This is a genomic window from Arthrobacter sp. KN11-1C (assembly GCF_052180225.1).
Taxonomy (GTDB): domain Bacteria; phylum Actinomycetota; class Actinomycetes; order Actinomycetales; family Micrococcaceae; genus Arthrobacter.
Genome location: NZ_CP197467.1, coordinates 3924140 through 3946267 on the forward strand (window position 1 = coordinate 3924140; position 22128 = coordinate 3946267).

The 22128-nt window shown below is 64.3% G+C and carries 16 protein-coding genes and 2 tRNA genes; 11 read left to right on the forward strand and 7 right to left on the reverse strand.

Annotation, left to right across the window (positions count from 1 at the left end; all coding sequences use genetic code 11):
- Positions 1-121 precede the first annotated feature (121 nt).
- Positions 122-209 (forward strand) — tRNA-Ser (locus tag ACSBOX_RS18290).
- Positions 210-382: 173 nt separating this feature from the next.
- Here the strand turns inward: ACSBOX_RS18290 and ACSBOX_RS18295 are convergent.
- Together ACSBOX_RS18295 and ACSBOX_RS18300 are read right to left on the reverse strand one after the other, a co-directional pair.
- Complete coding sequence (locus tag ACSBOX_RS18295) at positions 383-1819, reverse strand: MFS transporter (protein WP_442543727.1); 1437 nt, start codon at positions 1817-1819, stop codon at positions 383-385.
- Positions 1816-3987: a RecQ family ATP-dependent DNA helicase gene (locus ACSBOX_RS18300; protein WP_442543728.1), complete on the reverse strand. Its 2172-nt coding sequence runs from the start codon at positions 3985-3987 to the stop codon at positions 1816-1818. Before ACSBOX_RS18300 ends, ACSBOX_RS18295 begins: the two co-directional genes overlap by 4 nt.
- A gap of 124 nt (positions 3988-4111) precedes the next feature.
- Here ACSBOX_RS18300 and ACSBOX_RS18305 point away from each other — a divergent pair, with 124 nt between their 5' ends.
- From ACSBOX_RS18305 to ACSBOX_RS18320, 4 genes are all read left to right on the forward strand, one after another.
- The gene (locus tag ACSBOX_RS18305; RefSeq protein WP_442543729.1) at positions 4112-5530 is read left to right on the forward strand and encodes a phosphomannomutase/phosphoglucomutase; all 1419 of its coding nucleotides are present in this window, start codon (positions 4112-4114) and stop codon (positions 5528-5530) included.
- Positions 5531-5557: 27 nt separating this feature from the next.
- Positions 5558-6010: a hypothetical protein gene (locus tag ACSBOX_RS18310; protein ID WP_442543730.1), complete on the forward strand. Its 453-nt coding sequence runs from the start codon at positions 5558-5560 to the stop codon at positions 6008-6010.
- 24 nt (positions 6011-6034) lie between these two features.
- A complete protein-coding gene (locus tag ACSBOX_RS18315) occupies positions 6035-6484 on the forward strand; it encodes an RrF2 family transcriptional regulator (RefSeq protein ID WP_442543731.1) in 450 nt (149 codons plus the stop codon).
- Between the two features lie 150 nt (positions 6485-6634).
- Positions 6635-7795: a globin domain-containing protein gene (locus ACSBOX_RS18320; RefSeq protein WP_442543732.1), complete on the forward strand. Its 1161-nt coding sequence runs from the start codon at positions 6635-6637 to the stop codon at positions 7793-7795.
- A 72-nt stretch (positions 7796-7867) separates the two neighbouring features.
- Here the strand turns inward: ACSBOX_RS18320 and ACSBOX_RS18325 are convergent, their stop codons facing one another.
- The 3 genes from ACSBOX_RS18325 to ACSBOX_RS18335 all read right to left on the reverse strand — a co-directional run bounded on the left by ACSBOX_RS18325 (position 7868) and on the right by ACSBOX_RS18335 (position 13082).
- Positions 7868-8473: a TetR/AcrR family transcriptional regulator gene (locus ACSBOX_RS18325; protein WP_442543733.1), complete on the reverse strand. Its 606-nt coding sequence runs from the start codon at positions 8471-8473 to the stop codon at positions 7868-7870.
- 1 nt (position 8474) lies between these two features.
- Entirely contained in the window at positions 8475-11087 is a 2613-nt protein-coding gene (locus ACSBOX_RS18330; RefSeq protein ID WP_442543734.1) for a PEP/pyruvate-binding domain-containing protein, read from the reverse strand.
- 168 nt (positions 11088-11255) lie between these two features.
- The gene (locus ACSBOX_RS18335) at positions 11256-13082 is read right to left on the reverse strand and encodes a phosphoenolpyruvate carboxykinase (GTP) (RefSeq protein WP_442543735.1); all 1827 of its coding nucleotides are present in this window, start codon (positions 13080-13082) and stop codon (positions 11256-11258) included.
- A 283-nt stretch (positions 13083-13365) separates the two neighbouring features.
- Here ACSBOX_RS18335 and ACSBOX_RS18340 point away from each other — a divergent pair.
- Positions 13366-13439, forward strand: a tRNA-Arg gene (locus ACSBOX_RS18340).
- A gap of 820 nt (positions 13440-14259) precedes the next feature.
- On the opposite strand, the gene ACSBOX_RS18345 is transcribed toward ACSBOX_RS18340, so the two are convergent.
- Together ACSBOX_RS18345 and ACSBOX_RS18350 are read right to left on the reverse strand one after the other, a co-directional pair.
- Positions 14260-14988: a FadR/GntR family transcriptional regulator gene (locus tag ACSBOX_RS18345; protein ID WP_442543736.1), complete on the reverse strand. Its 729-nt coding sequence runs from the start codon at positions 14986-14988 to the stop codon at positions 14260-14262.
- A 206-nt stretch (positions 14989-15194) separates the two neighbouring features.
- Positions 15195-15320, reverse strand: coding sequence for a hypothetical protein (locus ACSBOX_RS18350; protein WP_442543737.1), 126 nt, complete (start codon positions 15318-15320; stop codon positions 15195-15197).
- 66 nt (positions 15321-15386) lie between these two features.
- Between ACSBOX_RS18350 and ACSBOX_RS18355 the strand changes: the two genes are divergently transcribed.
- From ACSBOX_RS18355 to ACSBOX_RS18375, 5 genes are all read left to right on the forward strand, one after another.
- Complete coding sequence (locus tag ACSBOX_RS18355; protein WP_442543738.1) at positions 15387-17027, forward strand: ABC transporter substrate-binding protein; 1641 nt, start codon at positions 15387-15389, stop codon at positions 17025-17027.
- Between the two features lie 211 nt (positions 17028-17238).
- A complete protein-coding gene (locus ACSBOX_RS18360; protein ID WP_216353802.1) occupies positions 17239-18144 on the forward strand; it encodes an ABC transporter permease in 906 nt (301 codons plus the stop codon).
- 2 nt (positions 18145-18146) lie between these two features.
- The gene (locus tag ACSBOX_RS18365) at positions 18147-20303 is read left to right on the forward strand and encodes a dipeptide/oligopeptide/nickel ABC transporter permease/ATP-binding protein (RefSeq protein WP_442543739.1); all 2157 of its coding nucleotides are present in this window, start codon (positions 18147-18149) and stop codon (positions 20301-20303) included.
- Positions 20300-21106, forward strand: a complete 807-nt coding sequence (locus ACSBOX_RS18370) for an ATP-binding cassette domain-containing protein (protein ID WP_442543740.1) — start codon at positions 20300-20302, stop codon at positions 21104-21106. Before ACSBOX_RS18365 ends, ACSBOX_RS18370 begins: the two co-directional genes overlap by 4 nt.
- A gap of 36 nt (positions 21107-21142) precedes the next feature.
- Positions 21143-22060, forward strand: coding sequence for a dihydrodipicolinate synthase family protein (locus ACSBOX_RS18375; RefSeq protein WP_442543741.1), 918 nt, complete (start codon positions 21143-21145; stop codon positions 22058-22060).
- Positions 22061-22128: the final 68 nt, after the last annotated feature.

A 22128-nucleotide genomic window follows, 5' to 3' on the forward strand; every position in this document is an offset into this window, starting at 1 on the left:
CCCGACGGCGGCCCGCGCCACCTCCGACAGGCGGCGGCACGGCGCCCGACGGCGGCCCGCGCCCCCGTTTTGCACTGGATGCCCAGTTCTGCGTATCCTTGGTTGGCTAGCAATAGCGACTGGAGACGTGCCAGAGCGGCCGAATGGGCTTCACTGCTAATGAAGTGTGGGGCACAACTCCACCGGGGGTTCAAATCCCCCCGTCTCCGCGTTTTGGCCCCGGTCTTCGGACCGGGGCCTTTTTGCGTTCCCGGGCCACTTGTGTGGTGAAACCGGCGCTCGTTTGCCAAACCGGCTCTTGTGACTGGCGAACGACAAACAAGCTCCGGCATCGGAGCCCAGGGATCTTCGGACACCGTCTTTAACTCTTGCGTTCCCGGGCCTAGCGCCGCTTCTGGGCTTTGCTCACAACACTGCGACTGACTTCGGCTCCGGCGTGCCGGTGCAGCGTGAGACTGTCCACCGTGCTCAGGAGCATCACGGCAGCCATCGCGAGGAAGGCACCGCGGTACGCGGAGGAAGGGCCGCCGCCGAAGAGCGACACATGGTCGAAGAGACGCAGGAAGAGCGCGCCCACTGCGATACCGGCACCCGCGGCCAGTTGAACCAATGTTGCCGACACGGCGTTGGCAGAGGGAAGCTCCCCCGGAACGATGTCCGCATACTGCACGGAGGCGTAAGCCGAGAATCCGATCGAACGGAAAGCCCCGCTGGCCAGGAGCAAGGCGATAATCAGTGGCTCCGGAGTCCCCGCATTGAGCGCCGCACAAGCGGCAAAGGTGACGGCCGATGCAAATGAGGCGAAGACCAACACGGGTTTGAATCCGAACCGCCGAATGATGGGCGTCGTGGCGGGCTTGATGCCGATGTTGCCGACGAATACCGCGGCCACCATGGCTCCGGACTTGAGCGGATCCCAGCCAAAGCCGTCCTGGAACAACAATGGCAGTAGAAAAGGCACTGAGCTGATGGTCAGGCGATAGATGAATCCTCCGGTGGAGGTGGCCCGGAACGTGCGCGTGGCGAAAACCCGGAGATCGAAGAGCGGAGCCTTGGCCTTGAGCATCCACCAGGCCGCTCCGGCCAATGCCAATGCACCGGCCAACAGCACGACTGCCGGGACCACGCCGCCACCATGACCGCCAATCGCTTCAAGACCGACAACAAGCGATCCGACGCCGAAGGTGGTGAGCGTGAGTCCGAGCCAATCGAGCCGCCGGCCAGCATCGCCTCCTGTACGCGGAACCAGCCTCAGGGCTGCGATGAACGCCGCCAGACCCAGAGGCACGTTGATCAGGAAGATCCAATGCCAGGACAGATAAGTAGTGAATGTTCCGCCCACAAGCGGCGCCAAAACCGGCGCCAGCAACCCGGGCCAGACAAGGAATGCCGTGGCTCGGAGGAGCTCCGACTTGGGCGTGCCCCGCAACACGACGAGAGTCCCCACCGGAACCATCATGGCCCCTCCAGCACCCTGTGCCACGCGGCTCAAGGTCAGCAGGGTGAGGTCCTGGCTCGCAGCGCAAAGCAGCGAAGCCAAGGTGAAGACGGCGATCGCCAGGCAGAAAATCCGACGCGCACCAAAGCGTTGGGCGAGCCAGCTGCTGAGCGGAATCCCCATGGCCACGGTCACCAAGTAGGCAGTCATGGTGATGTTGACGTCGGCCGAGACCACTTTGAAGTCGGCCGCGATGCTCGGCATGGCAGTAGTCAGGACCGTTCCGTCCAGGAACTCCATGAAAAAGGTGGCGGCCACGAGCAAAGCGAGCCGTGGCTGCCACTTGGACTCGGACTGGACGTCCGGGACGGTGCCGGTCACGCTGCTTGACCGAGGACGAAAGGCAGCACCGATCCGGCTCCCGCTAGCCTGAGGACCCGGCCGGCAACGGTCATCGTCCAGCGGCTGTCCGCCAGGTCATCGACCAAAAGGATGCCTTGACCGCCGAGCGAGGCAAGGCTCTCGCCAAGTTCCGGACCCACCACAAGGCGCTCCCAGACGCCTGCCAGCCGATAGGCGCTGTTGCCGCCGCGCCCGCCCGTTGGTCCCCCGTGTTGGAGTTCGAGGGAACCCAAATACGGCATCTGGCCGATTCCCGCAATGCCGCGGGCCAAGGATTCGACCAACGCAGGTTTGTTCCTGGACGGAACGCTCACGACGGCAGCCGGGCGCCCTTGACCGCTCCACCCTGTGGATCGGCCGTCTCCGGCAGACCATTCACGCAAGACCTGTACGCAGGCCTGCAACATGGCAGGTTCAACCTCGCGGTCAGCCGCCCCGGCAGCAAAGAGTGCACGGAGGGCACCACCCCAGCCGAGGTCGGTCAGGCGTGCCAGGACGCGCCCTTCGGACAGCAACTCCTCCGGCTTGATCTTGCCTTTCACGCTCACGCCCAGCCGGTCCATGCCGCTCGGCCATTGAAGCCTGGGTTCGAGCGCAAGACCCGCTCGCCGCAGGGTTTGCCCGGCAGCGTCGGCGGCTGCCGCTGCCACGTCCGCCGGAAACCACGTGCCGGCGCAATTGTCGCAGCGGCCGCATTCACGCGCTGACTCGTCGTCCAGGACCGCGGTGATGTATTCCATCCGGCATCCAGCGGTGTCCTGGTAGATCACCATGGAATCCTGCTCGTCCACCCGTGCCTCAGCGATACGGGCGTAGCGCTCGGCGTCGTAAATCCAGGGGCGCCCCGTGGATTTCCACCCTCCGCCTACCCGCTCCACCGCCCCATCCACGGCCAGGACCTTCAGCAGGAGTTCCAGGGGAGTCCGGCGCAGGTCCACGCGCGCTTCGAGCGCCACGGTGGACAAGGCAGAGCCGGATTCGGCCAAGACGTTGAGGACGGCGGCGGCCTTTTCCTCCGACGGCATTGAAGCAGTCGCAAAGTACTGCCAGATCTCGCGGTCCTCGGATCCGGGAAGGAGGAGCACATCGGCATTTGCTGCGCCACGGCCGGCACGGCCGACTTGCTGATAATAGGCCACCGGGGATGACGGCGCGCCAAGGTGGATGACGAACCCGAGATCCGGCTTGTCGAAGCCCATGCCGAGCGCCGAGGTGGCAACCAGCGCCTTCACTTGGTTGTCCTTGAGGAGTTGCTCTGCCCGTTCGCGATCCGCGGGGTCCGTCCGTCCGGTGTAGGACAAGACGTTGTGGCCTGCCTCGGAGAGGAGCCTGGCGGTGTCTTCAGCGGCCGAAACGGTCAGCGTATAGATGATTCCGCTGCCGGGCATGTCTGCAAGGTGGGTCAGCAGCCAGCCGAGGCGATCCCGCGAATCGGCGAGCTTCAAGACCCCCAGCCGCAAGGACTCACGGCCGAGTTCCCCGCGGATGGTCAATACTCCGGCCCCGAGCTGCTCTTCGATGTCGTGGACCACCCGGGAGTTGGCCGTGGCTGTGGTGGCAAGCACTGGAACACTGCCAGGCAGTTGCTCGATGAGGTCGGAGATGCGCCGGTAGTCGGGACGGAAATCGTGTCCCCAGTCCGAAATACAGTGTGCCTCGTCAATCACCAGGAGACCGGTGCGCCGGATGAGCTCGGGAAGTTGGTTTTCCCGAAACGAAGGATTGGTGAACCGCTCCGGCGAAACCAGGAGTACATCAACCTCGTCCGCGGCCAGCTGCTCCCGGACGTTGTCCCACTCGAGTTGATTGGCGGAGTTGATCGCAACGGCCCGCACGCCTGCACGTGCGGCTGCCGCCACTTGGTCCCGCATGAGTGCGAGCAGCGGCGAAACGATGAGGGTGGGACCTGCGCCCCGGCGCCTCAACAACAACGACGAGACGAAGTACACGGCCGACTTGCCCCAGCCCGTCCGCTGCACCACCAAGGCGCGCCTTCCGGCGTCGACGAGGGCCTCAATCGCCTCGTACTGGCCGTCGTGGAATCGGGCGTCCGCGTTTCCGACCAGTTCCTTCAGTACTTCAAGGGCCTGCAGCCGGGTGGTGGACTGTTCTGCTGCGAGTAGGGCGGCATCGGGGTTGTTGGGCATGGCTTCAGTATTCCAGCACCCACAGACAGCCAGAACCCGTGACTTCATCGATGTGGACAAACGTATTCCACATAGATGAAGTCCCGGCGTAGCCACGACCCCGCTCCACAGTAAGATTGAGCGCGTGACTAGCGAGCAGAACAAGACATTTGACCTCTCGGCTTCCTTCAAGGCCTATGACGTCCGGGGAATCGTCGGCGAATCCATCACGTCCCACATTGTGGAATCCGTCGGCGCGGCCTTCGTCGACGCTCTCGGCCTCGCTGGCGAGACTGTGCTGGTTGGCGGCGACATGCGCCCGTCATCCCCCGAATTCATCAAGGCATTCGCCGACGGCGCCGCCCGTCGCGGCGCCAATGTCCAGCTCCTGGACCTCATCTCCACCGACGAGCTCTACTATGCTTGCGGTGCCCTCAATGCGGCCGGCGCCACGTTTACCGCAAGCCACAACCCCGCAGAGTACAACGGCATCAAGATGTCCAAGGTCGGCGCCCAGCCGATCTCATCCGAAACCGGCCTCAAGGAAATCCAGGCACTGGCTGAGGAGTACCTCAACACGGGAAGCATCCCGGCTGCAGAGGCGCAGGGCAAAATCAGCACCCGCGATGTCCTGAAGGACTACTCGGAGTACTTGCGCAGCCTGGTTGACCTGAACGGCTCCCGTCCGCTGAAGATCGTCGTCGACGCCGGAAACGGCATGGCCGGGCTGACCACCCCCGCTGTGCTTGGCGACCAGCTGCTTCCCGCCCTGCCGTTCGAGATCGTCCCACTGTACTTTGAGTTGGATGGCTCCTTCCCGAACCACCCGGCCAATCCCCTTGAGCCCGAAAACCTGCGCGATCTGCAGGCAGCAGTCATCGAGCACGGCGCGGATATCGGCTTGGCGTTCGACGGAGACGCCGATCGCTGCTTCGTGATCGACGAGAAGGGTGAACCGGTATCTCCGTCGGCCATCACCGGAATGGTTGCGCGCCGGGAAATCGCCCGTGCACAGGCCGCCGGTGAAGAAACCCCCGTGATCATCCACAACCTGCTGACCTCGCGGGCAGTCCCGGAACTCGTGGCGATGGATGGTGGCAGGGCTGTGCGCACGCGCGTGGGGCACTCGTTCATCAAGGCCGTCATGGCAGAAGAAGGAGCCGTCTTCGGCGGCGAACACTCGGCGCACTTCTATTTCCGCGATTTCTGGAACGCGGACACCGGCATGCTCGCAGCCATGCACGTCTTGGCGGCATTGGGCGAGCAGGACGGTCCGCTGTCAGAGCTTGGCCGCCAGTACGAGCCTTATGTCTCTTCCGGCGAAATCAATTCCGAAATCGAAGACAAAGCAGGGGCCATTGAGCGGGTCCGCGCCGATTTCGACGGCGAAGACGTCGACGTGGACACCATGGATGGCAGCACCTTCACCGCGAAAGACGGCAGCTGGTGGTTCAATCTTCGTCCGTCCAACACGGAGCCCTTCTTGCGCCTGAACGCCGAGGCGAAGGACGTTGCCACTATGGAAAAGGTCCGGGACCGCGTCCTCGCGCTGGTCCGGACCTAACCGGCAGCCCCGGAAGGGAGCAGCAGCATGAACACCACAACCAAAGGCCTCGAAAGCACCGAGGAACGCGAACTCCGTGAAGTGCGTGAAACCCTGGGGGCCGCCTTGGCAACGGCACAGGAACACTTGGAGCAAAACGGTGGATTCCTGCCCTTCGCTGTCACTCTCGATGGGGATGACGAACTTCGGATCGTCTTCGTAACCCCTGGAGAGCCGGACGATGAGGGAAGCGTCGACACAGACTTGATGCTGGCGGACATCCTCGAATTGCTGCGCCAAGGCCGCAACGACTACCGTGCGGTGGCGATTGCCAGCGACGTGATCCTTCCGGAACACGGCTCCGACGGGATTCACGCCGCAGCTGAGCATCGCGGCGGCCGGCTGATGGCAGCCGTTGTCCCCTATGTCCGGACTGCCGAAGGCTTCACTTTCGACAACGCCGAAGCCGACACCAATGTACCCCTCGTATGGGTGGACTAGACCTTACTCCGTAAGCTTGAGGGCATGAAGATCAATGCCTTCGCGGATGTGAGCCTGCGTGCGCTCCTGGTTCTCTCGTCCGCGCCCGCAGGTGAACTCCTGACGACCCAAAACATCGCCGACGCCGTGGGAACTCCGTACCACCATGTCAGCAAGGCCATTGTTCGCCTGCGCGAGCTGGGCCTGATCGATGTCGAGCGCGGACGCAACGGCGGATCCCGGCTCAGTGCCGCCGGACAGAAAGCCACCGTTGGCCAGATTCTGCGGGAGTTGAACAACAGGCCCGACCCCGCCGAGTGCGAATCCGTGCACGGCGACTGCCCGCTGATTACTGAGTGCGGCCTGCGCCATGCCCTGGCCCGCGCGAGGGAAGCTTTCTACCGGGAGTTGGATGACGTCGTCGTCTCTTCCCTGCCCCGGCTACGGCAAATGTTGCCGGCATTCCATGCGATCGGGCTACGCCCCGGCCTGTAAGGCCGTGTCTGAGCGCCCGCCGACGACCAGCGGGCTGCCGATTAGCCAAATCCTTCTACAGCATGTAGAAATTTAGCTATAGATACTTGCATTCCAAATGCAAGTATTGGCCGGCCCGCATGCCCGCGGGCCATTACGACAGGAGTACCTATGCTCTCGGACAAGTCCTTCCCCGTCATCGAGGCCACTTTGCCGCTCGTCGGCTCCCGGATTGGCCACATCACCCCCAAGTTCTACTCCCGCCTCTTCGCAGCGCACCCCGAACTGCTCGACGGGCTGTTCGGCCGTTCGAACCAGCGCTCCGGCAGCCAGCAGCAAGCCCTGGCCGGAAGCATCGCTGCTTTCGCAAGCCATCTGGTGAGCAACCCGGGCACACTGCCGGAGACAGTCCTGTCACGCATTGCACACCGCCACGCATCCTTGGGGATCACCGAGCCGCAGTACCAAGTGGTCTATGAGCACCTCTTCGCCGCGATCGCGGAGGACCTGGCCGAGGTCATCACCCCTGAAATCGCCGAAGCGTGGACAGAGGTCTATTGGCTCATGGCGGACGCGTTGATCAAGCTCGAAAAGGGACTGTACGCGGCGCAGGCCAATGGCAAAATGTGGAGTCCATGGAAGGTCGCGTCCAAGACTCCCGCCGGCACCGGGTCCATGACCTTCATCCTCCAGCCGGCCGACGACACCCCCATCACCGAAGCACTGCCGGGCCAATACATCAGCGTCAAGGTCACGCTCCCGGACGGCTTGCGCCAGGTCCGTCAGTACTCGCTTTCCGGCGACGCCGGCGCCAGCCGCAGCTTCACGACCAAGATCGACGACGGCGGTGAGGTTTCGCCCGTGCTGCACAGCGCCGTCGAGGTCGGCGATGTCCTGGAGATCTCCAATCCCTACGGCGAAATCACGCTCAAGGATGGCAACGGTCCCGTCGTCCTCGCCTCGGCCGGCATCGGCTGCACCCCCACGGCTTCCATCCTGCGCTCACTGGCCGATTCAGGCTCCGACCGCCGGGTCCTGGTGCTGCACGCCGAGAGCAATCTGGACAGTTGGGCGCTTCGCGGCCAGATGACGGACGACGTCGAGCGCTTGGACGCAGCCGAGCTGCAGCTCTGGCTGGAAGAACCGCAGGCCGGGGCCAAAACGGGCTTCATGTCACTGCGCGAAGTGGACCTTCCGGCCGACGCGTCGTTGTACCTGTGCGGACCGCTGCCGTTCATGAAGCACATCCGCAACGAAGCGATCAACGCCGGAATCCCTGCCACCCGGATTCATTACGAAGTCTTCGGACCGGACATCTGGCTCGCCAACTAGCAAGCAGCAGATGACCCCAACTAGCTAGCAGTAGGTGTCGTTTAGAGGCCTCATAACGACAACAACTGCTAGCTAGTTGGGCGGCCCAGCCAGCAGCAGGGGCAGCATCACCTCGTCCACCACGTGCACCAGGAATTCGTCGTCGATAGGCGCTCCGGAGAAGATGAACCGCTGCCGCAACAAGGCGGGGCCGGCCTCGATCCTGGTCTCCGTGGCCACGCTAGGATCGCATTCGCCGCGGGACGCGGCCTGCTCAATGATGGCGCGCATGATCTTTGCCACATTGCCGCGGGCGTACTCCCGGATCTCAGCCGCCACCGCCGGATTCTGCAGCGCCTCCCCCAAGAGCCCGCGCATGGCTTGCCCCACTGCTCCTTCCAGTTGCTGGGCCACGAGCCGCAATATCGCCAGGGCATCTCCACGCAAGCTACCGGTATCGGGCGTGGACGCGGGACCCGGCATGGCATCGTAGGCTGCTTCCAGAACCAAGGCCGCGCGCCCGGGCCACCGCCTATAGAGCGACGCCTTGCTCGCCCTGGCGCGCTCGGCAACGCTGTCCATGGTCAACCCTGCGTAGCCGGATTCCGCAATCTCCTCCCGGACCGCCTCGAAGATTGCGCTGTTCAGGGCCGCACCGCGGCGGCGCGGCAGCTTCCGGTGATCCCGCTCCTGCGGCATCTCAAGGCCTCTCCGTCGAAGCGGCCGGCAGGACCACTCCCCGGGTTCCGTCCACGAATACCCGTTGGCCATCGGCCAGGATGCTCGTGCCCGCACCGGTTCCCATGACGGCCGGAATGCCGTATTCCCTCGCGACGATCGCCGCATGCGAGCCGAGCCCACCCGCGTCCACCACAACCGCGACGGCCCGCTGGAACAGTGGAGTCCAGGCCGGGTTGGTGTACGGGCAGACGAGGACCTCTCCACTGCGCAACCGCCCGAACTCCGCCGGTCCGCGGATCACACGGACTGGTCCGGTCGCTTGGCCGCGGCTGGCTGCAGTGCCGGAGACCAGGGCCCCTTCCACCGTGCGGTTCCCGGCAAAAAGCAAAGCCGGATCGAGCAACGGAATGCCTTCGAGCGCGCGCCGCTTCGCCGCGCGGGCCAGCACCAGCGGCCGGAATCGGTCACGGAGCGAAGCCGGCAGCGCGCCGTCGTCGGCGTCATTGATGGACTCAAGTTCCTCGAACCGCAGGTGATAGATTTCGTCCGGCTCATCGAGTACGCCGGCCAGCACCAACCGGCGGCCGAGCTCCCGGTAGGCCCGGCGGATCGGCGGGATCGCTTTGGTGGCGTAAAAGTGGCTGTCCTCGCGGAACGCCATTCCGGCCTGGGCGGACTCGACGGCGGCGAGCACCCTGCGCCGCAGCGGTTCGAAACGGAGAGCCGGATGGCGTTTCAATGCCGCAAGCGCATCCCCGGACTGGTCAACTGTTCGGGGCCGCTCTCCGGACATGGCCTTGACCAACCCCAGAACCACCTCGGGGGCATCGCTCCACGTGGGCGAACTGCTGAGGACAACGCTCGTGGTCTCGCGGTGGCCGTACTCGAGCTGGAAAGCCTCGAAAGCCTCGCGGAAAGCACAATGTTCGGGTTCCTTGTCCACCAACTCCAGGAATTCACGAGGTCCCGAATCATGGAGGGCCCGCGAAAGCCCGGGGTCGTCCGCCGCGATGGAGGCGAGGCGTTCGAGGGCCCGGTTTGCTTGGCTCGTCCGCGTTTCCGCCCCGGCGATCAACGCCGGCGCAAGCTTCGTCTTGCCCAGGAACAGAAGCATGAAACGCATTTTGAGCACCGGCACCAGAATGCCGGGCAGATACGAGACCCTCAAATCCGTGATGCTCTCCATTGCCGCGAAGCACTCCCCGGCAAATGCAACGACCGCACGCCACCGCAACGGGCCGAGGTCAGTTCCGTTCAGCCGTTCGATGTTGCCGAGGAACAGTGAGAAACGCGGATCCTGGGTCCAGGCGCCGGCCTTGAATCGCCTCGCCCGGCGCAACAAGGAGAGCGGTGCGGCAAGCGTCCGGACGGTCGGGTGCGGAACCGGCGGGATGAGCTGCACCACCACCCCGTCTTCCTCCGGCAGCAACTCCTCCACCGATGGGAAGACCACGCCCACGCTCCCGGCCATCCCGTGCAGCATGGCAAGGATCCCCCGGCTCATCCAGCCGGATACGTCCAAGGGATAGGGCCGCTCTTGGAACATCTCAATGAAGAACGGCCCCACGCGCCGTTGGACCGCGTTGAGGACGGGCGGTTGGGGCGGGAGCGCGGTCATGGGCCTCGACTGCAGCACGTACAGCGTTCCGTCGGCCGTCGCCCACTCGATGTCCTGTGGCTGGCCGAAATGCTGCTGCGCCTTCCTTCCCAGCCTGGCCAGTTCCGCCAATTCCTCCGCGGAGAGCCCGGGCTTCGAACCCGGACCGCCGGGGCTTTCCTGTGTACCGCCGCCTTCGGCCGCGCTGATCACCAGCTCGCGGCCACCGGGCGTAAAACTGAGCGTTTTCCCCGAGCGGTCCAGCACGTAGTGCTCCGGCGTCACCCGCCCCGAAACCACGGCCTCCCCCAGCCCGGGATTCGCGTCCACCACCATCTCGCCGCGCTCGCCCGTGACCGGGTTCGCGGTAAACAGGACGCCCGCCATTGCGGCCGGCACCATCTTTTGCACGACGACGGCGATCGCCACCTCGCGCGGGACGATCCCCTGCCGTCGGCGATAGGCCATCGCCCGGTCCGTCCACAACGAGGCCCAGCAGTTGGCGACCGCCTGGACTACTTCGTCCCCACCGAGCACGTTGAGGTAGGTGTCCTGTTGACCGGCAAACGCGGCTCCCGGAAGATCTTCCGCCGTCGCGCTGGACCGGACCGCGACTGCCCCGCCGCCCAGCCGCGCATAGGCATCGAGGATCTCCTGCCGCATTCGCTCAGGCATTTCCGCTGCGGCGAAAAGTGCCCGGAGGGCCGCACCGCCGATGCCGTGGCCGCCGTCGGGCGCACCGCCGTCGAGCACTTCGTCGGGCGCTTCTTCGGGCTCGACGGACAGAAAATTGCCGAGCGCGGCACCCACGTTCGTTTCCGCCAGGAAGGACAGGTACGCGCCCGTGGTGATGATGAAGCCCGGCGGCACCGGGAATCCTTGATGCACCAACTCCCCGAGCGCGGCACCCTTCCCACCGGCAACGGCGATGTCCCCCGCGCCGAATTGGGCCAAGGGCGCGATGGTCGGCTTCGACGCTTCATGGGGTCCCGACCCCGGCGTGGAGTCTTTGGTGTGCTGCTGGGCATCGTCCAAAGCGCGGACCCCCGGAATTAGAGAACTGCTGGTTCTCTAAAAGCTACTCTTGGCCCGATCACGGCACAATGCTCCGCGACGACTGCTCCAACATGCGGAAACGACGACGGCGATCCCGCACCGAGGTGCGGGATCGCCGTCGTCGTAAGCCAGATTTCGGCAGGTGGGCTAGGCCAGGCGGGCCTTCAGTCCGTCGAGCTCGGAGAGCAGCGCGGCCGGCAGTGAACCGCCGAACTTTGCGTACCATTCCTCGATCGATGCCAGTTCGGTCTCCCACTCGGCCGGGTCGACGCGTACTGCGGCTTCCACCTCGGCGGGGGTCATGTCCAGGCCTTCGAGATCGATGGCCTCGCCGGTCGGCACGAAGCCGATGGGTGTCTCGACGGCGTCGGCCTTGCCTTCGAGCCGCTCGATGGCCCACTTGAGGACGCGGGCGTTGTCACCGAAGCCGGGCCAGGCGAAACCACCCTCGGCAGTGCGGCGGAACCAGTTGACCAGGAAGATCTTGGGCAGTCGCTCAGGGTTGGCCTTGGCGGACAGGTTGACCCAGTGGTTCAGGTAGTCGCCTGCGTCGTAGCCGATGAACGGCAGCATGGCCATGGGGTCGCGACGCACCACGCCAACGGCACCGGCCGCTGCAGCAGTGGTTTCGGAGGACAACGTGGAACCCATGAAGATGCCGTTGGACCAGTCGCGGGCCTCGGTGACCAGGGGGATGGTGGTCTTGCGGCGGCCGCCGAAGAGGATCGCGGAGAGCTCCACGCCTTCGGGGCTGAAGTATTCCTCGGCGAGCATGTCGATCTGGTCGATCGGAGTGCAGAAGCGGGAGTTCGGGTGCGCCGCGGGCTTGTCCGAATCGGAGGTCCAGGAGTTGCCCTGCCAGTCGGTCAGGTGCGCCGGAGTCTCCTCCGTCATGCCTTCCCACCACACGCCGCCGTCGTCGGTCATCGCCACGTTGGTGAAGATGCTGTTGCCCTTGGCGATGGCGCGCATCGCGTTGGGGTTGGTGCCCCAACCGGTGCCGGGAGCGACCCCGAACAGGCCGGCCTCGGGGTTGACGGCGCGGAGTTCGCCTTCCTTGCCGAAGCGCATCCAGGTGATGTCGTCGCCGAGGGTCTCCACCTTCCAGCCCTTGATGGTGGGATCGAGCAGCGCGAGGTTGGTCTTGCCGCAAGCAGAGGGGAACGCCGCGGAGACGTAGTAGGTCTTCTGCTCAGGCGAAGTCAGTTTGAGGATGAGCATGTGCTCCGCGAGCCAGCCTTCGTCGCGTGCCATGACGGACGCGATGCGCAGCGCGTAGCACTTCTTGCCGAGGAGGGCGTTGCCGCCGTAACCGGAGCCGAAAGACCAGATGGAGCGCTCTTCCGGGAAGTGCACGATCCATTTGTCCGGGTTGCAGGGCCATGCGACGTCTGCCTGGCCGGCTTCCAGCGGAGCTCCCAGGGAGTGCAACGCGGGGACGAAGAACGCGTCGGTCTGCGTAATGCGCTCAAGGACGTCGGTACCGATACGGGCCATGATGCGCATCGACGCAACAACGTAAGCGGAGTCGGTGATCTCGACGCCGAACTTAGGATCTTCGGCATCCAGGTGGCCCATGACGAACGGAATGACGTACATGGTGCGGCCGCGCATGGAGCCGGCGAACAAGCCGCGCAGCTTCTGCTTCATCTCGGCAGGAGCCATCCAGTTGTTCGTGAAGCCTGCATCCCGCTCGTTCTCGGAGCAGATGAAGGTCTGCTCTTCCACACGCGCAACATCGGCAGGATCGGAGAATGCTGCGAAGGAGTTCGGGAAAGTCTCCGGGTTCAGCCTTTTCAGGGTGCCCGCCGCGACGAGTTCGTCGGTCAGCTTCTTGTTTTCCGCTTCGCTGCCGTCAACCCAGTGGATGCGGTCCGGCTGTGTCAGCTCGGCCACTTCCTCCACCCAGGCCAACAGGCGTGCATGCGTAGTAGGTGCCTTCTCAAGCAACGGCAGTCGCGCCAGATCGCCCATCGTGGTTCCCTTCCTCGGGTTCAGTGGTGTGTCCTAAATGCTAGGGGTCGCGGAGTAGACCAATCTGGGTCCAGACATGGGATCTCTTGACCATTTCGGAGCAAAACCCCTAAAAATCAAGGATCTGCCTCAGAGATTCGCCAAATTTAGTGACCAAGGTCACATAGACCGGTCTAGTTAGGCAGATTACATCGCATCGATTTGGCACCAACAGGGATCTCGCGTAAAGTTTATTGAGGTTCGAGGGGGGAACGAGTTTGAAACTCCCGAGAATCACCAAGATGCGCCCATAGCTCAGCTGGATAGAGCGTCTGTCTACGGAACAGAAGGCCGGGGGTTCGAATCCCTCTGGGCGCACAAATCAAGACCCGCACCGGTTCCGGTGCGGGTCTTTTTTCGTTAAATTCCGGGCCGGGTTGGTTGGCGCCTTCCTGACCCTCTTTGCCGCGCCACGGACACCAAATGACGAGACTCGCCGTGTCGTAACTGCTTTCCCAAACCAAAGAAGGTCAGGAAGGCGCACGCCGCCAGGAAACCGAAGGACTCACGCCGCGCTGCCCGGCCAGCAGACCTCACTAAAGCGGCCGGAGATGCTCGTACGATTCTGCTGGATCATTGCCGCCGCCATGTGCCGGCACCCTTGGAATCACGCGGCCGGGGCCTTCGGCATGGAGATTGATCCAGCGGAATCCGACGCAGACCCCGGCATCTGATCACCCAAGCGCAAGCCGACGATACCCTCGTCTCCGGGGTTGACCGCGCCCTCCTGACTCTCTTTGCCGTATCGTCCTCCCCATGTTTGCCGCGCCAATGACGCGACCCCGCCGTGGCGCAAGCGCTTTCCCAAGCCAAACATGGGGAGGACGGTTGCGGACCTCCAGAAAGCCGAAAGGGGTCCCTGTACCAGTCCAGGCAGGCCTCGCGCCCCGGCTCCTGCTCACCCAAGTGGATGGCGACGTCACTCCCTTCTCCGGCCTTTGGCCCGCGCCTTCCTGACCCTCTTTTGCCGCGCCGCGGCCACAAAATGACGAGACTCGCCGTGTCGCAATCGCTTTCCCACACCAAAGAAGGTCAGGAAGGCACAGGGCGCCGCGGCAGGAGCCGCCCAAAAGGCAAGGGCCGCCGTCGTACTTCATGACAAAGTACGACGGCGGCCCTTGAGCTTGGGTGCCAGGCTTTAGACCGCGACGGCGTCGCTGATGCGGCGGCGGATCCCGTCGAAGTGGCGGTTGAGCAGTTCGGCTGCCGCGGTCTTGTCCCCGGTGGCGACGGCGGTGTAGATGCTTCGGTGCATTGCCGCCGTGGCTACGAGGTCTTCGTTGTCGGAGCCGATCTCCACGTGTATTTTCCGGTAGACCTTCCAGAAGACGCCCATCAGGTTGATGAGGAGTTCGTTGTTCAGGGGCTCGAACAGCCGGCGGTGGAACTCGGCGTCGGCGGCGACGAAGTTCTCGCCGGAGTTCGCGAGCTCCTCCATCTGCTTGACGGCCTCTTCGATCAAGGCGAGCTGCTCGGTGGTCATCACGTCCATCGAGGATCCGATGAGCCCCGATTCGAGGGCCTGGCGCACGTCCACGAGTTGCAGCGCCTCGAGCCCCTGGTGGCGCAGCGACAAGCGGCCCCGGAACGTCAGGCCGTCGGCGAGCGCCTCGAAGTTGCTCGGGGCGACGAACATGCCAAATCCATGGCGGATCTCGATGACACCGAGGGCCTGCAGAACTTTCAGGGATTCGCGCAGAGTGTTGCGCCCGACGCCCAACGCCACGGAGAGTTCATTCTCCGTGGGCAGTGGATCGCCCGCCTCAAGCTCGCGCTCGAGGATCAATTCCATAATGTCGGATTGGAGGGCCCTGAGCCGGGCCTGTGCGCTGAACCGCGCCTGCGGAACGACACCGGAAGTGGTCATGGCTCTCCTTGCAAAAGTACTCATCCTTGGCCTGGATCCTTTGAGGACCGGGGACAAGGAATCAGTGCAGTGTTAATGTTGAGGTGAGCCTAGCGCCCACCGTGGATATAGTGCTTCGCAACATACAATATCGGATGTCCCATCTCCTTGATAGATGTTCGCCCTTATTTTTGACCGAGCCCCGGGGCCGAGCTCCAGACTGAGCCTCAGGCCGACCCCGCAAGTGAACCGCGGTGCAAGACCCCGCCGGCAGCCCCACCGGCAGCCCCGCCGGCAGCGCCGGAGCCGCCCGTCGGGTCGCCAGTGATCCGGATCTCGCTTGACGACTTCATGTGACCGCCCTTACAGTTTCTTTACGAGCATCGGATGTCCTACATCCGATAACCAGAAAAACTTGAATGGTGAGGCATCTTATGAGCAACACGATTAACAAACTGCCGCTGGTCAGCGACGCGAGCCGACGCAACTTCCTCCAGCTGACCGGGGCGATCGGAGCCGCGGCAGCGTTCACGGCCACCCTGTCCGCATGTGGCGGTCCTGCCTCCACCACGACGGGCGCAGCAAACAACACTGCGACCGTCAACAAGGATCTCACCATCGAAGCAGGCATCTCCTATGCCCTGTCCACCGGTTTCGACCCGCTGACGTCCTCCGGAGCCACGCCGCAGGCCGCCAACCTGCACATCTTCGAAGGCCTCGTGGAACTCCACCCCGCCACCCGCGAGCCCTATAACGCGCTGGCCGCGAGCGACCCCAAAAAGGTCAACGACACCACCTACCAGGTGACCATCCGCGACGGCGCCAAGTTCCACAACGGCGCCCCCGTCACCACCGACGATGTTGTCTACTCCTTCACCCGCGTGATGGACCCGGCCAACAAGTCCTTGTTCTCCCAGTTCATTCCCTTCATCAAAGACGTCAAGGCCCTCGATGCGAAGACGGTCGAATTCTCGCTGAAATACCCTTTCCCCGGTTTCGGACCGCGAATCTCCGTGGTGAAGGTGGTTCCGAAGGCGTTGGCCTCGGCCGATCAGAAGGGATTCGATGCCAAGCCCGTCGGTTCCGGCCCCTACAAGCTGATCTCGGCCGTCAAGGACGACAAGATCGTCTTCGAAGCATTCGCCGACTACAACGGCCCCAAGCCGGCACTCGCGAAAGGGATGACCTGGCTGTTGCTCTCGGACGCGGCAGCCCGTGTCACCGCAGCCCAGTCGGGACGCGTCCAGGCGATCGAAGACGTCCCCTACCTGGACATGGACGGGCTCAAGTCCAAGACACGGGTCGAATCCGTGCAGTCCTTCGGCATGCTGTTCCTGATGTTCAACTGTGCCAAGGCCCCGTTCGACAACAAGCTGGTCCGCCAGGCACTCCACTACGGACTGGACAAGGACGCCATCATCAAGAAGGCCTTGTTCGGCAATGCGAAGGCCGCGTCGTCGTACTTCCAGGAGGGCCACCCGGACTACGTCAAGGCAAAGAACGTCTACGGCTACGATCCCCAGAAGGCCGCGGACCTCCTCAAGCAGGCCGGCGTGAGCAACCTCGAATTCGAACTGCTCACCACGGATACCGCCTGGGTCAAGGATGTTGCCCCGCTGATGCTGGAATCCTGGAACAAGATCCCCGGCGTCAAGGTCACCGCAAAGAACCTGCAGTCCGGAGCCTTGTATTCCGACAGGGTCGGCAAGGCCGACTTCTCGGTAGTCGCGGCCCCCGGCGACCCCTCCGTTTTCGGCAACGACGCGGACCTGCTCTTGAGCTGGTTCTACTCCGGCGCCACCTGGATGGCCAAGCGCGCCTACTGGACTACCCCGGAAAGCGCTACCCTCCAGGGCTTGATGGATAAGGGATCACAGGCCGCGGCCGCTGATGCGAAGAACATTACCGGTCAAATCGTGGACCTCGTCTCCGAGGAACTTCCCCTGTACCCGATGTTCCACCGCCAACTCCCCAGTGCCTGGGACGAAAAGAAGCTGTCGGGCTTCAAGCCGCTGCCCACCACGGGACTGTCCTTCATCGGCGTCGGCCGCACCTCCTAGCCACACCACACGCTGAGCCGCCCAACTGGCTCGCATTTGTTGTCGTTTAGACGGCTCAAAACGACACTTACTGCGAGCTAGTTGGGCGGGGCGCACCCCTCAGACGCACTACCCCGCGGGAGCACCACGCAGCCCCGCACCAAAGCAACCGGAGAACAAATTGGTCATGATATTGCGTCTGTTTGGACGCAGGCTCGCAGCATTGCCCTTGATGATCCTGGGCATCACGCTGCTGGTCTTCCTCGTCCTTCAAGCAGCACCAGGCGACCAGGCCAGCTCGGCCCTCGGCGAAGGCGCCAGCGAGGCAGCAAAACAGCAGTACCGCCAGGACAACGGCCTGAACGATCCCCTGTTCGTCCAATACTTCCGATTCCTCGGCAGGCTCCTGCATCTCGATCTGGGCGTCACCACCCCGCCGTCCAAGTCGGTGGCAAGCATGATCGCCTCGGCCTTCCCGCTGACCCTCCAGCTGACCTTCCTCGGCGTGATCATCGCCGTCGTCCTGTCCTTGGTCTTCGGCATCATCGGCGCCCTCTACCGCGACAAATGGCAAGATCAGCTGGTCCGGATCTTCTCCATCGCGGCCATCGCCACCCCGTCCTTCTGGCTTGGCATCCTGCTCATCCAGTGGTTCGCGCTCGGTGACAACCCGCTGTTTCCCTCGGGTGGAATCGCGACGCCGGAGTCCGGCTTCGGCGGTTGGCTCAACTCGATGGCGCTCCCGGCCCTCGCCCTCGGCATTCCGGTCTCCGCTTCCCTCATCCGCGTGGTCCGCACGTCCATGGTGGAGGAACTGGACCGCGACTACGTCCGCACTGCCATCGGCAACGGGGTCCCCTACCGCGAGGTGGTGTCCCGGAACGTCCTGCGCAACGCGCTCGTGACTCCGGTGACCGTGCTGGGACTCAGGATCGGCTACCTCCTGGGCGGCGCCGTCGTGATTGAAATGATCTTCGCCCTTCCCGGCATGGGCCAGCTGATCCTCAACGGCATCACCAACCTGGACGTCAACCTGGTCCAGGGGGTGGTCCTCACCATCTCGGTCACCTTCGTTCTGGTGAACATCGTGGTTGACCTCCTGTACCTGCTCATCAACCCCCGAATCAGGACGGTATAGCCATGCGCAGCAAACTTGCTGAACGGCTCAGCGCCCCGGGCGTCCGCTTCAAGTCCCTCCCGTGGGGATCGCGTTTTGCCTTGTTGTTCCTCGTGATCATCGCCCTCGCGGCGATCTTCGCCCCGGTCATCGCGCCCCACGATCCCCTGGAAACGTTCATCCCGGCGCAAGCTCCGGACGGCGACCACTTCTTCGGTACCGACCGCCTGGGCCGCGACGTCTTCTCACGGCTCCTCTACGGTTCGCAGTCTTCGCTCATGATCGGCCTCGGCGCTGTGGCCCTCGCGATCGTCGTCGGCGCGGTGCTTGGCTCGCTCGCCGCGACGTCCAGCAAAGCAGTCAACGAGGTCATCATGCGCCTCATGGACATCCTCATGGCGTTCCCGGGCATCGCCCTCGCAGCCGTACTCCTGGCCGCGTTCGGCAACTCGGTGCCCACCATCATCGTCGCGATCGCCATCATCTACACTCCACAGCTCGCCCGCGTGGTCCGCGCCAATGTGCTCTCCCAATACGGTGAAGACTATGTCCGGGCCGAACGCGTGATGGGCGCCGGCCGCGCCTACATCCTGCTCAAGCACATTGTCCGCAACACCGCTGCACCGGTGCTGGTTTTCGCCACGGTCATGGTGGCCGATGCCATCATCCTCGAAGCCTCGTTGTCCTTCCTCGGCGCAGGTGTCCAGGATCCCGCGCCGTCGTGGGGCAATGTGATCTCCTACGGCCGCAACCTGGTCCTCTCAGGCGGCTGGTGGGCAACCACCTTCGCCGGCCTCACCATCCTCCTGACCGTGCTTGCGCTGAACATCCTCGCCGAGGGCCTCACCGATGCCATGGTGAACCCGAAGCTACGCAAAGCGCCGGTGGTGAAGGACGACGACGGTGCTGCCGCTGCCTTTGCGGGCGCGGCGGTGACTGGCGCCTCCGTCGATACCGAGATCGCGACGTCGGTAGCCCAGTCTTCCGTGGTGGAACAGCACGAGCTCGACGGCGTTCGCGCCGCCAACGGCGATCCGCTCTCGGAAGAGGACTACGCGGCGTCCGTCCTGAACGATACCCGCGTCCTGAACGATCCGAGGGTCGCGGCCACGAATCCCCACGCCCTGTTGGATAAGGAGCTCGAGCTCCTCGCGTCCATCGAGGCCAAGCGCACGGACCGGCTCCCCCAGGTTCCCGCCGATGCCCGCAACGTGCTGGAGGTCAGGAACCTGTCCATCCGCTTCCCCGGCCGCTTTGGCGAAACAGCGATCGTGGACAACGTCTCCTTCACGGTCCGCGAAGGGGAAACCATGGGCCTGGTGGGCGAATCCGGCTGCGGCAAGTCCATCACCTCCCTCGCGATCATGGGCCTCCTGCCAAAGACCGCCGAGATCACCGGTTCCATCACCTTCGACGGCAAGGAACTCCTGGATTCCGGCTCGAAACACAGCAACGCCAAGGCCTACCAGGGCCTGCGCGGCGAACAGATCGCCATGGTCTACCAGGATGCGCTGAGCTCGCTCAACCCGTCCATGAAGATCAAGGAGCAAATGACGCAGCTGACCCGGCGCGGCGGCCGCAAGACCCCGGCCGAGTTGCTGGAAATGGTCAAGCTCGACCCCGTCCGGACGCTCGCCAGCTACCCGCACGAGCTTTCCGGCGGGCAGCGCCAACGCGTCCTGATCGCCATGGCGCTCTCCCGTTCGCCGAAGATCGTGGTGGCAGACGAACCCACCACCGCCCTCGACGTCACCGTCCAGAAGCAGGTAGTGGAACTGCTCAACGAACTGCGCGAACAGCTCGGCTTCGCCATGGTCTTCGTCAGCCACGACCTCGCCCTGGTCGCCTCCCTGGCGCACCGCATCACGGTCATGTACGCCGGCCAGGTGGTGGAATCCGCACAGGCCTCGGAGCTCCTGCAGAACCCGCGGCACGAATACACGCGCGGCCTGTTGGGCGCCGTCCTATCGATCGAGGCCGACGCCGTCCGCCTCCACCAGATCCCCGGCACCGTCCCGTCGCCGCGCGATTTCGCTCCCGGCGACCGCTTTGCGGCCCGCTCGCTGAGGCCCGACGCCGACCCGAACCAGCAATTGGTCCTCGCCGTCGTTGATCCGGCCGGCGACGGAGCAGACCGCGACCACTACTGGGCCAGCCACCTGAAGGAGGACGCAAAGTGAGCGTTTCAACCGGCAAGCCGGTCATCGAGCTCAAGGACGTCAAGGTCCACCACCGTGCCCGCACGGGCGGTCTCTTCCGGCCGAACATCGTCAAAGCGGTGAACGGCGTGGACTTCAGCATCAGCCGCGGCGAAACGGTCGGCATCGTCGGCGAGTCCGGCTGCGGCAAGTCCACGCTCGCTTCAGTGCTCGTGGGACTCCAGCCCCCGACGTCGGGCCAGGTGCTCTTCCACGGCAAGCCGGCCATCAAACGCAACGCCCGGATGCTCAAGGAATTCGGACGCGCCGTCTCCGTGGTCTTCCAGGACCCGGCCACGGCACTCAATCCGCGCATGACGATCCAGGACATCCTCACCGATCCCCTGCAGGTGCACGGCATCGGCAACGCCGCGTCGCGCTCGGACAAGGTCAGGGAACTGCTGGCCCTCGTCGGCCTGCCGCAATCGGCAGGCGAGGTCACGCCGTCGCAGGTTTCCGGCGGCCAGCGCCAGCGCGTGGCGATCGCCCGCGCCCTCGCCTTGGACCCGGACATCATCGTGGCGGACGAGCCGACGTCGGCCCTCGACGTTTCCGTCCGCGCCCAAGTGCTCAACCTGCTGTCCGACCTGAAAACCCAGCTGAACCTCGGCATGGTCTTCATCTCGCACGACATCCAGACCGTCCGCTACGTCTCCGACCGCATCTGCGTCATGTACTTCGGGCAGATCGTCGAGGAAGGCCCGGCCGCCCAGGTCTTCGACAACCCGAGCAACGACTACACCAAGAAGCTGCTCGGCGCCGCGCCCAGCCTGCTCCACACCTAAGTTTTTCCCATCCAGATCCAAGCAACGGAGATTTCTGTGTCTACTCAGTTCCAGGGCGTCATTCCCCCGGTCATCACCCCCCGCCACGCTGACGGCCGCGTTGACACCGCGTCCCTGAAGAACGTCACCAAGCACCTGCTCGACGGCGGCGTGTCCGGCCTCTTCGTGCTGGGTTCCTCGGGCGAGGTCCCCTACATGACCAACGAGGAGCGCGAACTGGTCGTCTCCACGATCGCCGACGCGAACGCCGGCGCCGTGCCCCTGATCGTCGGTGCCAACGAACAGACCACCAACCGCGTCATCGAAGAAGCACGCAAGGTCGTGGACCTCGGCGCCGACGCCATCGTGGTCACCTCCATGTACTACGCCATCGGCAACGCCCAGGAGACCGAAACCCACTTCCGCAGCATCCACGCTGCCGTGGACAAGCCGATATTCGCCTACGACGTCCCCGTCCGCACCCACTTCAAGCTTCCCACCGACCTCCTGGTCCGCCTCGGCCGCGACGGCGTCATCGCAGGCGTCAAGGACTCCTCCGGCGACGACGTCTCGTTCCGCCAGCTCGTCCTCGCAGCCAAGGACATCCCCAACTTCGACATCTTCACGGGCCACGAAATCGTCGTCGACGGCGCCCTCCTCGCCGGCGCCCAAGGCGTAGTTCCGGGCCTCGGCAACGTCGACCCCGCCGGTTACCGCCGCCTGTTCGACGCCACCCAAGACGGAGACTGGACCGCCGCGGCCGCCGAACAGGACCGCCTGGCCGACCTCTTCGACATCGTCTACACCCCCAACGGCCGCGTCTCCGGCGGCGCAGCAGGACTAGGCGCCTTCAAGACCGCCCTCCAAATCATGGGCATCATCGAATCCAACACGATGAGCGCCCCGATGCTCTCCCTCAACGCCGAAGAAACCTCCGCAATCCGCACGATCCTCGAGCGCAACGGCCTGGTCTAAAATTCGGCGGCTCTTCCCGCCTGAGCTTCCGATCCGCCCTCACCTGGGCGCGTTGCCGTCACCTCACC

Excerpts from the sequence above, each read along its gene's own strand:
- ACSBOX_RS18325 (WP_442543733.1), bottom strand. The coding sequence starts at position 8,473 with ATGCCGCAGGAGCGGGATCACCGGAAGCTGCCGCGCCGCCGCGGTGCG.
- ACSBOX_RS18335 (WP_442543735.1), bottom strand. The coding sequence starts at position 13,082 with ATGGGCGATCTGGCGCGACTGCCGTTGCTTGAGAAGGCACCTACTACG.
- ACSBOX_RS18345 (WP_442543736.1), bottom strand. The coding sequence starts at position 14,988 with ATGACCACTTCCGGTGTCGTTCCGCAGGCGCGGTTCAGCGCACAGGCC.
- ACSBOX_RS18310 (WP_442543730.1), top strand. The coding sequence starts at position 5,558 with ATGAACACCACAACCAAAGGCCTCGAAAGCACCGAGGAACGCGAACTC.
- ACSBOX_RS18365 (WP_442543739.1), top strand. The coding sequence starts at position 18,147 with ATGCGCAGCAAACTTGCTGAACGGCTCAGCGCCCCGGGCGTCCGCTTC.
- ACSBOX_RS18315 (WP_442543731.1), top strand. The coding sequence starts at position 6,035 with ATGAAGATCAATGCCTTCGCGGATGTGAGCCTGCGTGCGCTCCTGGTT.
- ACSBOX_RS18355 (WP_442543738.1), top strand. The coding sequence starts at position 15,387 with ATGGTGAGGCATCTTATGAGCAACACGATTAACAAACTGCCGCTGGTC.
- ACSBOX_RS18320 (WP_442543732.1), top strand. The coding sequence starts at position 6,635 with ATGCTCTCGGACAAGTCCTTCCCCGTCATCGAGGCCACTTTGCCGCTC.
- ACSBOX_RS18300 (WP_442543728.1), bottom strand. The coding sequence starts at position 3,987 with ATGCCCAACAACCCCGATGCCGCCCTACTCGCAGCAGAACAGTCCACC.
- ACSBOX_RS18360 (WP_216353802.1), top strand. The coding sequence starts at position 17,239 with ATGATCCTGGGCATCACGCTGCTGGTCTTCCTCGTCCTTCAAGCAGCA.
- ACSBOX_RS18350 (WP_442543737.1), bottom strand. The coding sequence starts at position 15,320 with ATGAAGTCGTCAAGCGAGATCCGGATCACTGGCGACCCGACGGGCGGC.